At 39.7% G+C, this 13,672-nt stretch carries 14 protein-coding genes; all 14 read left to right on the plus strand.

The features are described 5' to 3' along the window. Positions 1-9: 9 nt before the first annotated feature. The 14 genes from JOD18_RS01165 (at position 10) to JOD18_RS01230 (ending at position 13,547) form a co-directional block, all read left to right on the plus strand. On the plus strand, positions 10-807 hold the full coding sequence (locus tag JOD18_RS01165; protein ID WP_204667043.1) for a menaquinol-cytochrome c reductase cytochrome b/c subunit: 798 nt from the start codon (positions 10-12) through the stop codon (positions 805-807). A gap of 220 nt (positions 808-1,027) precedes the next feature. Continuing rightward, entirely contained in the window at positions 1,028-1,612 is a 585-nt protein-coding gene (gene lhaT, locus JOD18_RS01170; RefSeq protein ID WP_204667044.1) for a lipoprotein heptaprenylglyceryl N-acetyltransferase LhaT, read from the plus strand. Between the two features lie 188 nt (positions 1,613-1,800). After that, positions 1,801-2,475: a sporulation protein YpjB gene (locus JOD18_RS01175; RefSeq protein WP_204667045.1), complete on the plus strand. Its 675-nt coding sequence runs from the start codon at positions 1,801-1,803 to the stop codon at positions 2,473-2,475. Positions 2,476-2,572: 97 nt separating this feature from the next. Then, positions 2,573-2,929, plus strand: a complete 357-nt coding sequence (locus JOD18_RS01180; protein WP_204667046.1) for a nucleotide pyrophosphohydrolase — start codon at positions 2,573-2,575, stop codon at positions 2,927-2,929. Further along, entirely contained in the window at positions 2,916-3,716 is an 801-nt protein-coding gene (dapB, locus tag JOD18_RS01185) for a 4-hydroxy-tetrahydrodipicolinate reductase (RefSeq protein WP_204667047.1), read from the plus strand. Before JOD18_RS01180 ends, dapB begins: the two co-directional genes overlap by 14 nt. An 11-nt stretch (positions 3,717-3,727) precedes the next feature. Then, complete coding sequence (mgsA, locus tag JOD18_RS01190; RefSeq protein ID WP_204667048.1) at positions 3,728-4,129, plus strand: methylglyoxal synthase; 402 nt, start codon at positions 3,728-3,730, stop codon at positions 4,127-4,129. Between the two features lie 20 nt (positions 4,130-4,149). Then, positions 4,150-5,280 carry an N-acetyl-alpha-D-glucosaminyl L-malate synthase BshA gene (bshA, locus tag JOD18_RS01195; protein ID WP_204667049.1) on the plus strand — a complete coding sequence of 377 codons (1,131 nt, stop codon included), beginning with the start codon at positions 4,150-4,152 and terminating at the stop codon, positions 5,278-5,280. Then, positions 5,273-6,460 carry a CCA tRNA nucleotidyltransferase gene (locus JOD18_RS01200; protein ID WP_204667050.1) on the plus strand — a complete coding sequence of 396 codons (1,188 nt, stop codon included), beginning with the start codon at positions 5,273-5,275 and terminating at the stop codon, positions 6,458-6,460. Before bshA ends, JOD18_RS01200 begins: the two co-directional genes overlap by 8 nt. Then, the gene (locus JOD18_RS01205; RefSeq protein WP_204667051.1) at positions 6,447-7,424 is read left to right on the plus strand and encodes a biotin--[acetyl-CoA-carboxylase] ligase; all 978 of its coding nucleotides are present in this window, start codon (positions 6,447-6,449) and stop codon (positions 7,422-7,424) included. Before JOD18_RS01200 ends, JOD18_RS01205 begins: the two co-directional genes overlap by 14 nt. Before the next feature lie 13 nt (positions 7,425-7,437). Next, positions 7,438-8,274 carry a 3-methyl-2-oxobutanoate hydroxymethyltransferase gene (gene panB, locus JOD18_RS01210; RefSeq protein WP_204667052.1) on the plus strand — a complete coding sequence of 279 codons (837 nt, stop codon included), beginning with the start codon at positions 7,438-7,440 and terminating at the stop codon, positions 8,272-8,274. Between the two features lie 5 nt (positions 8,275-8,279). Beyond that, positions 8,280-9,155 carry a pantoate--beta-alanine ligase gene (gene panC, locus JOD18_RS01215; protein ID WP_204667053.1) on the plus strand — a complete coding sequence of 292 codons (876 nt, stop codon included), beginning with the start codon at positions 8,280-8,282 and terminating at the stop codon, positions 9,153-9,155. Positions 9,156-9,167: 12 nt separating this feature from the next. Further along, positions 9,168-9,551, plus strand: coding sequence for an aspartate 1-decarboxylase (gene panD / locus JOD18_RS01220; RefSeq protein WP_204667054.1), 384 nt, complete (start codon positions 9,168-9,170; stop codon positions 9,549-9,551). A gap of 499 nt (positions 9,552-10,050) precedes the next feature. Continuing rightward, positions 10,051-12,669 (plus strand): ATP-dependent DNA helicase DinG, encoded by a 2,619-nt coding sequence (dinG, locus tag JOD18_RS01225; RefSeq protein WP_204667055.1) that lies wholly within the window; start codon positions 10,051-10,053, stop codon positions 12,667-12,669. Positions 12,670-12,743: 74 nt separating this feature from the next. Further along, positions 12,744-13,547 carry a ComEC/Rec2 family competence protein gene (locus tag JOD18_RS01230; protein WP_204667056.1) on the plus strand — a complete coding sequence of 268 codons (804 nt, stop codon included), beginning with the start codon at positions 12,744-12,746 and terminating at the stop codon, positions 13,545-13,547. Positions 13,548-13,672: the final 125 nt, after the last annotated feature.

Here is a 13,672-nt window from a genome sequence, read left to right on the forward strand (position 1 = left end):
GGGATAGCTTTGAAACGAGGTAAAGGGATGAAGTTTGTCGGGGACTCTCGGATTACAGCTGACAAACAGAAGTTTATTCCAAAAGATTACTCAGAATACCCTGGTCGAACAGAGGCTTTCTGGCCAAACTTTCTTTTGAAAGAATGGTTAGTAGGTGCAGTGTTCTTAGTAGGTTTCTTATGTTTAACCATCGCCCACCCGGCACCCCTGGAAAAAATGGCTGATCCGACAGATACATCTTATCTGCCATTGCCAGACTGGTACTTCCTATTTTTATACCAATTACTAAAGTATAAATTTGCTAGTGCCGAATTCTTTGTGCTTGGTGCTATTGTCATACCTGGTTTAGCTTTTGGCGGACTATTTCTGGCGCCATTCCTTGATAGAGGAAAAGAACGCCGTCCACATAAACGGCCAATCACAACAGGCTTAATGTTACTGGCCTTTGCAGCAGTATTCTGGTTAACCTATGAGGCTTCTGCACATGTTGATTGGGAAGAGAAAGCAGAAGCAAATCAACCAGTATGGCCGGATGATCAGCCGTCCATTGAAATTGATGAGGCAGATCCGGGCTTTGCGGTCTATGAAGCTAACAGTTGTATTGACTGTCACGGCGGAGACTTAGCTGGCGGAGCAGCTGCACCGCCACTATTTGGAATGGATCATGATGTGGAAGAAATTAAGGATATTGCGGTAAATGGTATTGGTACAATGCCAGCCGGTCAATTCGAAGGTTCGGATGAAGAACTGCAACAATTAGCTGAATTTATTGCTTCGGTAAACGAGCAAGCAGCGGAAGAAGAATAAACATAACCCTCGCTCACCAAATACTGGGCGAGGGTTTTTATTGATAAAGTGAAATTTTCATCAGTAGTGCTTATAATTCCTGCTGATGTGCTGTGAAGCTTATTAGGGTTATATTCCATTAAAGATTATTTAAAGGCGTAGGATAGGGTTATATAGGCGTCTGACATTGCGTTATATGTAAAGTGAAATATTTGAAATATTGGAAGGAAGGGGTCAAGAAATGATTCAGCGTATTCTATTTCATCCTTATGCCATTGCTTTGTTATTTATCGTTAATTTAGCTGGTACAATTTATGGGTATTATTGGTACGGCTATCAATTAAAACAAACACCGCTCATCTTTTTGCCGTTTGTACCAGATAGTCCGACGGCAAGTTTATTCTTTACTTTGTTTTTGTTTTGTCTGCTGCTTAGAAAAACAGTACCAACGATTGAGGCACTAGCGTTTACAACATTGATTAAATATGGAGTTTGGGCGGTAGTGATGAACGTGTTGACTCTTATTGTCGAGGGAGAACTTAATTGGCAAGGGTATATGCTGATTGCTTCACACGGAGCTATGGCACTGCAAGCTGTTCTCTACCGCTCATTATACAGCTTTCGTTTGAAACACTTAACGATTGCAGGTATATGGCTGTTACATAATGAAATTATCGACTATGTTTATGGAATGATGCCTGTTTATCGCAGTTTGGCAGATTATCAAGAACATATTGGTTATTTCACCTTCTGGCTGTCCATAGCAGTCCTGTTACTAGCTTATCAAATGGTGGTGAAGAATCAGAAACAAAGCCAGCTGAATTAGGTATATCCTTTGCTGCTCTCTCATACACTCTATAAAAGAATATTAGTGCGTGTTCAAAAAAGTCGCACCATCATGTGGCAATGCCGGCACTGGCACATCGTATGCATCTAGAATTCAAACTAACACAGAAATTTGATGTGTTATTTTTATTGGTCATTTTGTGCACGTTCTATTAGAGAGAAGGATGAATGATGAAGTATACAGCAACAATGTTATTCATAATACTCTCCCTTTTATTATTTTCAAATGTAGTATGGGCCAGTACTTTAAATATACAGCAGGTCGAACGGTATGTGCAGGAAGGAAAATATCAACCAGCGATAAAATTATTGCAAAGTGGGGTAACAGATTATCAGCCTGATCTGATCTGGCAGGAATATGTCGATCATTGTCTTGCTGTGCTTGAAGATGAAGAGGCTAGTCATGAAGAGAAGGAGCTGGCAACACAGCAGTTAGTTATATTAGCTGACAGCTTGGTTCGCGAATATGCACCATTATGGACGACTTGGCAGCAAGAATTAGATAAGAAGGTATTGGAGATGTTAGATCAAGAACAGATAGCACCGGATGATATGACGCATATAGTCTATCAAATGGAAGTATTAGCACCTGTTGTAGAACTCCATTTAGAGGAGGAACAATTCCAAAGCTATCAAGAAGCGATTGCTTTGGTTCAGCAGAAGCGAGATACAATGGCTCATGATGAGCTGGAAACCACATATCAGCATATTTCAGATATACACACAGCGACATTACAGCAAGCCAATGCTTCTTATACGAAATGGCTGGTGATGGTGATTATTAGCTTTTTTATCGCAAGCTTTACTTATGTAGCCATCGCCAAGTACCGGGCAAAAACATAACGTTTTTTACTTGCCAAATGGGGCGTGTATTCCATATGATGAAAGACAGGTGTAATCCTACATCTGTTTTTTTTATTTTGTCATTGGAGGAGATAGAATGTATAATAAAGAAAGCATGGAGGCCATGCAGCAGCGAGTCGACGATTATATATCCCAATTCAAAGAAGGTTACTTCTCACCACTGAGTATGTTAGCGCGCTTCACCGAGGAAATTGGAGAATTAGCTCGTGAGGTTAACCATCACTACGGAGAGAAACCGAAGAAAAGCAATGAAGAAGAGAATTCGATAGAAGCTGAATTAGGAGATTTGTTGTTTGTCATGATCTGTTTTGCTAATTCACAGAACATTCGTTTAGACGAAGCCTTTCAAAAAACAATGGAAAAAATAGAAACACGAGATAAAGATCGTTGGACAAAGATTGACAAACAGGAGGATAACGATGGAGACAATTAAAGTAATTGTGGCAGGTCCACGCGGAAAAATGGGCAGCGAAGCCTTACGCATGATTGAGAAAACAGACAACCTGGAATTAGTGGCATGTCTTGACCATAAATATGAAGGAGTGTCTATTCGTGAATTAGACGAACTGCCTAATTTGGACGCACGGATATATACAGATATAGAAGTATGTTTTCAGGATGTTGATGCCGATGTACTCATTGATTTAACAACACCTGAATTTGGTTATTTACATACAAAAACAGCAATACAGTATGGTATTCGACCGGTAGTGGGAACAACAGGATTCACAGATGACCAACTACAGGAGTTAACCGATTTGGCAGAAGAAAAAGAAATTGGGGTTATTATCGCCCCTAACTTTGCGCTGGGCGCCGTTTTGATGATGCAATTTTCTAAATGGGCAGCAAAATATTTTGCGGATGTTGAAATTATCGAGAAACACCATGACAATAAACTGGATGCACCTTCTGGAACAGCAATCAAGACAGCCCAATTAATTCAGGAGGAACGTCAAGTGAAGCAGCAAGGGCATCCTAATGAAAAAGAAACGATTCCAGGTGCTCGAGGTGCCGATTTTGACGGTATGCGAATTCACAGTATGCGTTTGCCAGGATTAGTGGCACATCAAGAAGTAGTCTTCGGCTCAGTAGGAGAAAATCTTACCATTAAACATGACTCTTTCCACCGGCAATCTTTTATGACTGGTGTTAAATTAGCTGTAGAACAAGCTGTGAAATTAGATACATTAGTGTACGGATTAGAGAATATTCTGGAGTAGGAGTGGTGAGAATGAAGATCGCATTGATCGCACACGATAAGAAGAAAGCAGATATGGTTAATTTTACAATTGCTTATAGCCATATCCTAGAGAAACATGATTTGTTTGCGACAGGTACAACGGGAAAGAAGATCAGTGAAGCCACTGGACTGCCTGTACATCGTTTTCAATCCGGTCCATTAGGAGGAGATCAACAGATTGGCGCTAAAATAGCTGCCAATGAGATGGACTTGGTTATCTTTTTCCGAGATCCGTTGACAGCACAACCGCATGAGCCAGATATCAGTGCATTGATGCGTCTATGCGATGTCTATCAGATTCCACTAGTAACCAATACCGGCGGTGCAGAAGTCTTGATCAGAGCCCTTGATGCTGGTTTTTTTGACTGGCGTAATCTGTTGGAGGGAAAATAAGATCATAAGTGGGGGATAATATGTTGAAGATAGGGATAATATGCTACCCTTCTGTCGGCGGGTCTGGAATTATAGCCACAGAATTAGGCAAGATGCTAGCCAAAAAAGGGAATGAAATACATTTTATTACCTCAAGTGTTCCTTATCGTTTGGATTCTTTTTATCAAAATATATATTTTCATGAGGTAGAAATGAGTCATTACCCTGTATTTCAATATCCGCCATATGACTTGGCTTTAGCAACAAAAGTGGCAGAATTAATTGATGCCGAGAAACTGGATATTATTCATGCCCATTATGCGGTACCTCATGCCATTTGTGCGATTTTGGCTAAACAAATGGCAAAGCACCCTGTGAAGATTGTTACCACTTTACATGGAACAGATATTACGGTATTAGGTATTGATCTTAGTTTAAAGAAAATGATTCAATTTGGCATTGAGCAGTCGGATGCAGTAACTGCTGTTTCGAAAAGCTTGGTCGATCAAACAAAAGAAATGTTGTCCATCGAATGCCCTATTGACGTTGTATATAATTTTATCAATGAAGACGAGTATTATCCTCGTGATGGCCTGCTTAAAGACAAATATCAAATTCCAGCTGAAGAGAAAGTGATTGTCCATATTTCAAACTTTAGGAAAGTAAAGCGGTTGGAAGATGTGATCAAGTCATTTGCGCGTATTCAACAGCAAGTACCATCTCGATTATTATTAATTGGCGATGGCCCAGAATATGTCCGAATACATGAATTAGTTAATGAACTGGATCTGGATAAGACAGTGCATTTTCTAGGTAAACAAAAGAATATCCCTGAACTATTATCGATGGCTGATGTAATGTTATTACTTTCTGAAAAAGAAAGCTTTGGTTTAGTGCTGTTAGAAGCAATGGCTTGTGGTGTCCCTTGTATCGCAACAAATGTTGGCGGCATCCCAGAAGTAATTCAAGATGGTATTAATGGATATATCGAAGAATTAGGAGATATTGAAGCGATCGCTGCTAGCGCTGTAGAATTGTTAGAGGATGAGCAGAAGTGGCAAACCTTTTCAGAAAATGCGCTGGCAAGGGTGAGGAACTGTTTTTCATCTGCTAAAGTATGTCAGGAGTATGAAGCGATTTATCAGCGTGTATTAGGTGAAACAGATGAATGAGCCATTATTTCAAGGTGCGTTAGAAGTGATAAATAAGCTTGAACAAGCAGGCTTTGAAGCTTATATTGTCGGGGGAGCTGTACGGGATACATTATTGCACAGAACGATAGGGGATATGGATATTGCGACAAATGCTTACCCAGAAGAAGTTCAGTCCATTTTTCCAAAGGTGATCCCGACTGGCATTCAGCACGGAACAGTCACCGTCAGACATCAAGGAATATCTTTTGAGGTGACGACCTTTCGTGTGGAGTCGGATTATAGTGATTACCGCCGGCCGGATCAAGTTGAATTTGTATCTGATTTAAAGTTGGATTTAAGCAGACGTGATTTTACCATCAATGCGCTGGCAATGGATGCCCAATTGAATATTATTGACCCTTTTGCAGGACAGCAAGACATCGAGCAGGGAATCATTCGTACGGTTGGAAGAGCAGAAGATCGTTTCCATGAAGACCCGCTGCGGATGATGCGGGCGATTCGTTTTCAGAGTCAATTAGGTTTTTCTATTGATCCTTTAACAAAGACGGCCTTGCAAGTAAACAGCCGCTTAATTGTTAATATTGCCATAGAAAGAATAGCTGTAGAGTGGGAGAAAACTATCAGCAGTACTTATTTTCACCAAGCACAGGCCAGTCTGACCGAATCTGATTTGTTAGCTTATCTGCCGTTATTTTACCAGGAGCAACCATTACAGGACGCCTTTCGACAACTTCGTCAACCACTTCCAGGCTGGGCATGTTTTATCGGTTATATGTATATCGCCCATTCAGAAATAGCGATTACTGATTGGATACGAGATTGGAAGCTGTCCAATAAAATAAAAAAGGATAGTACATCCTTAGTCCAATTCGTGCAAATGTATGACAAGGAACCGATTGAATGGATTGTCTATCTGCTCCCTGATCATTTGCACACTGATTTTTTAATATTGTTAACAGAATTACACCCGCATAACCTTACTGCATCTGTAATTGCCGAGTATCAAGAACAGTTTCCGATTCAAAGCAAGCGCGATTTGGCAGTCAATGGCAAGGATATTCAAAACTTTTTCGCCGCACGAAAAGCTGGTGCTTGGATTCAGGAATTACTGCAGCAAGTAGAAAAAGCAGTTGTTTTAAAAGAAATAGAAAATGATTATGATCGAATAAGAGAGTGGTTATTCTATGACAAAAAATAAGCGACATCAGCTAATTGTTATCCTGGCTGATCAAGGAGATCAATATGTTTCCGGGCAAAGCCTGTCTGAGCAATTAAATATTTCAAGGACAGCTGTCTGGAAACATATGAATGAGCTGAAGAAAAATGGTTATCAATTCGAATCGGTTCCGCGGAAAGGCTATCGTCTCGTATCAAAACCTTTACAATTAGACGATAATACGATTAAATGGGGGTTAGATACAGAATGGCTAGGAAAAACGATTGAGTTTCGCGACAAATTGGATTCTACACAAGACTTGGCCCATCAATTTGCGCGAAAAAATTATCCGCACGGCACCGTTGTCATTACTAATCGGCAATTAGCAGGAAGAGGAAGGAGAGCACGAAGCTGGGAATCGAATCATGACGGCGGCATTTGGCTAAGTATGATACTGCGGCCTGATATTCCGCCGCATCAAGCCTCACAAATGACGTTATTTGTGGCCGTGACACTGGTTGAGACGATAGAGAGACTGACAGGTGTGCCATTAAAGATTAAATGGCCGAATGATTTGTTTATTGGCAATAAGAAACTTTGTGGAATCCTCACCGAAATGCAGGCAGAACTAGAAGTGATTCAATATTTAGTGATTGGCTTCGGTGTGAATGTTAATCAGAAGCAGACAGATTTTCCGCAAGGACTACAGAACAAATCTACATCTTTACAAATGGAAACGGGACAGCAATGGAATCGAACGGAATTAGTGCAGGCAATTTTGCAAGATTTTGAACAATCTTATGCATACTATTTGGAGCACGGTTTTGACTTTGTCAAACAGAAATGGCTTGACCATGCCTATCGGATACAGGAAAAATTGGAGATTCGTCAACATAACGATACATTCCGAGCGGTTATGGAAGGAATTAATGATGACGGTGCTCTGATTGTTAGAACCGAAGCAGGTGATCAGCGCGTAATTTACAGTGCAGAAATAAATTGGTAAGGGGTTTTTAAAAGTGAAAAACACAATTCAGCTACAACAGATGAAGACGAATGGTGAAAAGATTTCGATGGTAACTGCCTATGATTATCCAAGTGCTAAACTAGCCGAGCAAGCAGGGATCGATATGCTGCTTGTAGGTGATTCATTAGGGATGGTTATGCTCGGTTATTCCTCTACTGTAGAGGTAACGATGGAAGACATGATCCATCATGGCAAGGCTGTCGCGCGCGGAGCAAAGGATACATTTATTGCTATCGATATGCCTTTTATGTCTTATCATGTATCGATCGAAAAGGCAATGGAGAATGCACAGCGGCTTATACAGCAAACACATGCTCACGCAGTCAAAATGGAAGGCGCAACAGAAGAAACATTACGCTTGATTCGTAAATTGACGGAAGCTGGAATCCCGGTTGTCAGTCATTTAGGTTTAACGCCGCAATCCGTTAACACCCTGGGCGGGTACCGTGTACAAGGGAAGGACATCAAAACAGCCAAACAGCTTATGGAAGATACCCTAAAGGTGGAAGAATATGGAGCGTTTTCGGTTGTGCTGGAATGTGTGCCAGAACCATTAGCAAGCTATCTTTCCAAACAGCTGACAATTCCAACGATTGGGATCGGCGCTGGAAATAGTTGTGACGGTCAAGTATTAGTCTACCATGATATTCTGCAATACGGCACAACCTTTAAACCTTCATTTGTCAAAGTGTTTCACGAGACAGGCGAGGATATACTACAGGCATTACATGCTTATCACCAAGAGGTGAAGTCTGGGGCTTTTCCAGACCAATCACAGTCCTTCCAAATGGATCAACAAGTAATCGATGAATTAATGCTGGAGGATTAACCATTATGCAAGTAATCAAAAAAGTTTCAGAAATGAATCAAATAGCTTCACAATGTAAAGCAGCGGGCAAAAAGATTGGTTTTGTTCCAACAATGGGTTATTTGCATCAAGGTCATACGACATTAATCGACCGTGCTCGTCAAGAGGCAGATATTGTTATTACGAGTATCTTTGTCAATCCATTGCAGTTTGGTCCTAATGAAGATTTTGAACGCTATCCGAGAGATGAAGTACGTGATCAGGAATTAGCCAAACAACACCAGGTAGACTATTTATTTATGCCGACTGTGGAGGAAATGTATCCAACAGATCCGAATATCTCCCTTCATGTGGAGAAAAGAACAGACGCACTTTGTGGAAAATCAAGACCTGGACATTTTGATGGCGTAGTTACGGTATTAACCAAGCTTTTTCATATAACATGTGCTGATGTGACCTATTTTGGTTTAAAAGATGCCCAGCAAGTGGCTGTGGTTCATGCGTTAATTACTGATTTTAATTTTCCTACAGAGATTATAGCAGTGCCAACAGTTAGGGAAGCCGATGGTTTAGCTAAGAGCAGCCGGAATGTATATTTAAACGAACAGGAAAGAAAAGAAGCCAAATATATATATCAAGCACTGCAAACGGCAAGGCAATTAATAGTTGACGATCAAAAAAATCCTGATATGATAGTAGAGAACGTAAAAAGAGATATAGAACAACAGATACATGGTGGTAGGGTTGATTATGTGGAATTGCTGTCTTATCCGTATTTAACTCCTGTTTCATCAATAGAGGGAAATGTTATTATTGCAGTAGCGGTCCAATTTAGCAAGGCAAGGCTAATCGACAATATCATTATTGATGAGCATGGGCAGACACCAGAAGGTATTTACTAGGGGGAAATATATATGTTACGTACTATGATGAAATCAAAAATTCATCGTGCACGAGTGACAGAAGCCAACTTAGATTATGTTGGAAGTATTACCATTGATCAGGATATTATGGAAAAAGTCGATATTTTGCCACACGAAAAAGTGCAGATCGTTAATAATAATAATGGAAAACGCTTTGAAACATATGTCATTGCAGGTGAGAGAGGCAGTAAGGTATTCTGTCTCAATGGGGCAGCGGCTCGGCTTGTTCAGCCGAATGATGTCATTATTGTAGTTGCTTATGCAATGGTTTCAGAGGAAGAACTAATTGATTTTCAACCAAAAGTAGCCGTCATGGATGAAGCCAATAATATTAAACAAATGCTTCGACAAGAGCCGCCTTTAACAAACCTTTAGAAAGGGCAGGTATAAACGTATAATTAACGGCTAAAGATTCGAATGACAATTAGCATTATCTTCGTTTGATTTGGATTTTGGAAGGCAGGAGAAACAGAAAGTCTTTCATAAATGCATAAATGGAGCTTATTTGTAGTAAAGGAATCGGAGGCCGACCCATTTATGGATCTGCTTGCGATTCTTTTTACTGTGTACTTACTTATTTCACATATATAAATAGCAAAAGATTAAGTTAGCTGCTTCGACGTATAGCAGGTATCGAGAGCAAGGGATTGGCCGGAGCGAATTTTCGCACGCTTATTCAGTCAAAATAATGATAAAGAAAGAGTAATAAGAGAGATCAGGTTTACACAATGGTAGCAAGGTATACGTGTTCGTTTATGTGTGTGAGGCTTGAGTTACATAGAAAACGATCACGGGGAGTTTTGTTTCATACATAATGTTCGTTTACGTGTAGATAGGCACGTATGATTTATAAAGAAGAATCGGGGATGATCCTGTGCAGAAATATGTGGTGATAGATGTAGAAACGACAGGGCAATCTGTCCAAAAAGGAGATCGAATGATCGAAATAGCCCTAGTCGTCATAGAGGATAATCAGATCACGAATCAATATAACCAATTTATTAATCCAGAAAAATCGATACCAAGCTTTATTACCCAATTAACGTCTATTGATAATCAAGATGTAGCTGACCAGCCTGCCTTTCATGATATTGTTGAAGAAATCAAACCACTGTTGGAAAATGCTATTTTGGTTGCACATAACGCACCTTTTGACTTATCATTCTTAAATGGTGAATTAGTGCGTGCGGGTGAAAAAGAGCTAACGCCAAAGATCTTGGACACGGTAGAATTAGCAAGAATACTGCTTCCGCAAGCACCCGGCTATAAATTAACGGAATTAGCAGAGTATTTACATATTACCCACGATAATCCGCATCGTGCTATTTCTGACGCCTTGGTTACTGCGGACTTATTGTTTATCTTAAAAAATAAATTTCAACATTTACCACAGAATGTTATCGAACAATTACTCACATTAGCTCCTGTTTTTCGTTCGGATTGGCAGGTACTCTATCATGAGATAGAGCAGTTTGTAATTAGGACGGACATTGAGGAATATCGGGGTTTCTCTCTCAAGGAAAGACCTGTCATACACCAGTCTGAACGTCAAGTCGAGGAAGATTACGCCCAATTTATGGAATCCTGTTATGCTGATTTGGCTCGAAATATTGCGGGGTATGAGAAAAGAAACGGACAAGAGCAGATCAGTACGATTATTTATGATCATTTTCGTACGCAGCAACATGCGCTGATTGAAGCAGAGACAGGACTTGGTAAAACGATTGGCTATTTAATTCCTGTATTGTATGAGGCATTACATGAACGGCAGCCAGTGGTAATTAGTACGAATAATACTAATCTGCAGTCACAATTATTAGAGAAAGATCTGGCAAAGCTGAATATCACCGTGCGTACAGCTATGATAAAAGGAAAAAATCATTATATAAGTTTAGAAAATTTCGAGCAATTTTATCATGATACCAGTTATGCTTCCTATCAGGATCGGCTGTTTAAAGCAATGATCTTAGTTTGGCTAACCGAAACAACGACCGGTGATATTGATGAACTGCAAATATCTGTTCATAAACACCCAACTTTATATCAGATTGTTGTGCATCAAGGAAAATGCATGCCGGTATGGGAGGAGTATTGCTTTTATCAGCGGACTTTAACTCAAGCAAAACAAGCCTCCGTTATTATTACGAATCATGCCTTATTAGCTATTGATATGTTGTCTGAGCACAAAATGATACCAGCCTATCAAAAATTGATTGTTGATGAGGCCCATCAGTTAGCAGAAACCGCCTCGGACTTCCTAGGGGCTTCGTTAAATTATGTGGAGCTAACTGCCTTATTTCATCAATTGGAGAAACATATTATTGCTGATCAAGTAAAGACAGCAGACCAATTGGAATATATCAAATATGAAGCAGACAGCTTATTTCGGCAGCTTTTTCAATTTGTACGGGACACTAATAAGGTGTATCGTACCGTTTCAGATATTGGACGTTTACAAGCGATATGGAGCGAACAGGCTCAGAGAAAATTTGTGGATGCAGTAAGGCGAGTGTCACTGGCTTTTCGACAACTTTCCATTAGGTTGGATCAAGAAGAACGTCAACAACTAAATAGATATGATGATTTACTAGAACAATTGCTGGTACAACCAGATCCGGATGCGATTACTTGGCTGGAAATAGACCAACAAGGAGCAGAAAATGCTGTATACATCCATCAAGAACCCTTCTCTGTGCAGCAGGAACTTCAAGAATATTTATTTCAAGTCAAAGAAACTGTCATCTTGATTAGTGCAACCTTAACCATGAATAAATCGTTCCATTATATGAGGAATAAATTAGGTTTGACAGATGATCGAACAAGGGAGTATGTCATTGATCACTATTTTGATTATAAACGAAATGTACAATTATTTATCCCGAATGATTTACCACCTTTTCAATATCCGAACAGTGAGCCCTTTCTCTACGCGATTAATGAGGCGATCATCTCAATAGCTGAGAAAACAAAAGGGAAAATGCTGGTATTATTCACATCGTATGACATGCTGAAGAAAAGTTATGATATATTAAAAGAAGTGGATGAGCTTAGTCACTATATGATAATTGGACAGGGAATTTCGACTGGAAGCAGGAATCGGCTGATCAAGCAATTCCAAGGTTTTGACCAGTCTATTCTGCTGGGCACTAATGCTTACTGGCAGGGAATTGATATACCAGGAGATGATTTATCCTGTTTAGTAATTGTTAAACTGCCTTTCCAATCTCCTCAGGATCCTGTTTTTAAACGTAAGTCAGACTATGTGAAGTCACTAGGTTTAAACCCATTTATGGAATTATCTTTACCACAGGCTGTCTTACAATTTAAGCAAGGATTTGGCAGGCTGATTCGCAAAAACACAGACAAAGGAAGTGTGTTTGTCTTTGATGATCGATTGATAACGAAACGTTATGGGAAAACATTTATTGATTCTGTGCCAGAGATTCCTGTTTATTATGAGACGATAAACCAGCTGATTGAACGAATGGAATAACAGAAGGATAAATTGTCTTGATTTGTGAGAACCTACTCTTTAGACTGATTTAATTGAAGAGAGTAGGTTCTGTTATGAAACATCGGATTTTACCGTGTATGCTGATTACATTAATAATGGCAGTGACAAGTGCGGGTGCACATATAGAAATTCCTGAGTTGCAATCAGAACAGATAGACGTCGTTTTTTTAGAACTACCTCATGGAGAAGCGAGTTTACTGACTAATGCAGCGGGAGAACATATTCTGATTAATACCGCATCTTCACGGAGTCAAAAGCAGCTACATGAAATACTGACACAATTAAATGTTGACAAGATCGATATGGTGATGTTAACAGGCATTGCAGAGGAATATAGCGGGAACTTAGCCTATTTGACAGAACATTATCAAGTGAAAAAGGTTCTGATACCCGATGTTCCTTCTGTTCAACAAGATATAGAGGCTGATGTTGAATTCTGGCCCTTGAATAAAGATTATCTGATCTGGGACCATTTATCTGTCCATGCTCTTGATCAGTCTAGTGATGGTAATTTGAGTTTTCTGCTGACATACGGACAAGAGACCATTTTGTTTTTGAATCAACATGGTAATGCTATTGAAAATAAGTTATTTCAGCTGGATAAACATATCCCTATTATTAAAATTGCTTCCTTTGGCAGTGGTAATTCTCCTTCTGAAGAATTACTGACCCAACTGGATCCATATATTTGTATTGTCTTTCCCAGCCGTACACATGAAGTCAATGATTCCTTGATTGAACGTTTAAGTGCGACATGGATTGACGTTTATTTTTTAAAACAATCAGGTACTGTATTTTTGCGTCTTGATAAGAACGACTATGAAATTTTAACAGGTAACAGTGCGATGAACGCGTGAAGATAATGTTCAAAAAAGACCAACAAAATGCCACATCGAATTTCTTCGTTAGCAATATCCAAAACTGTGCTACCTTTCAGCAGAGCTGAAAGGCGTGTGAATATATAATACACGCGAATGAACCA

Origin of the sequence: Gracilibacillus alcaliphilus (assembly GCF_016909015.1) — a bacterium.
GTDB lineage: Bacteria > Bacillota > Bacilli > Bacillales > Amphibacillaceae > Gracilibacillus > Gracilibacillus alcaliphilus.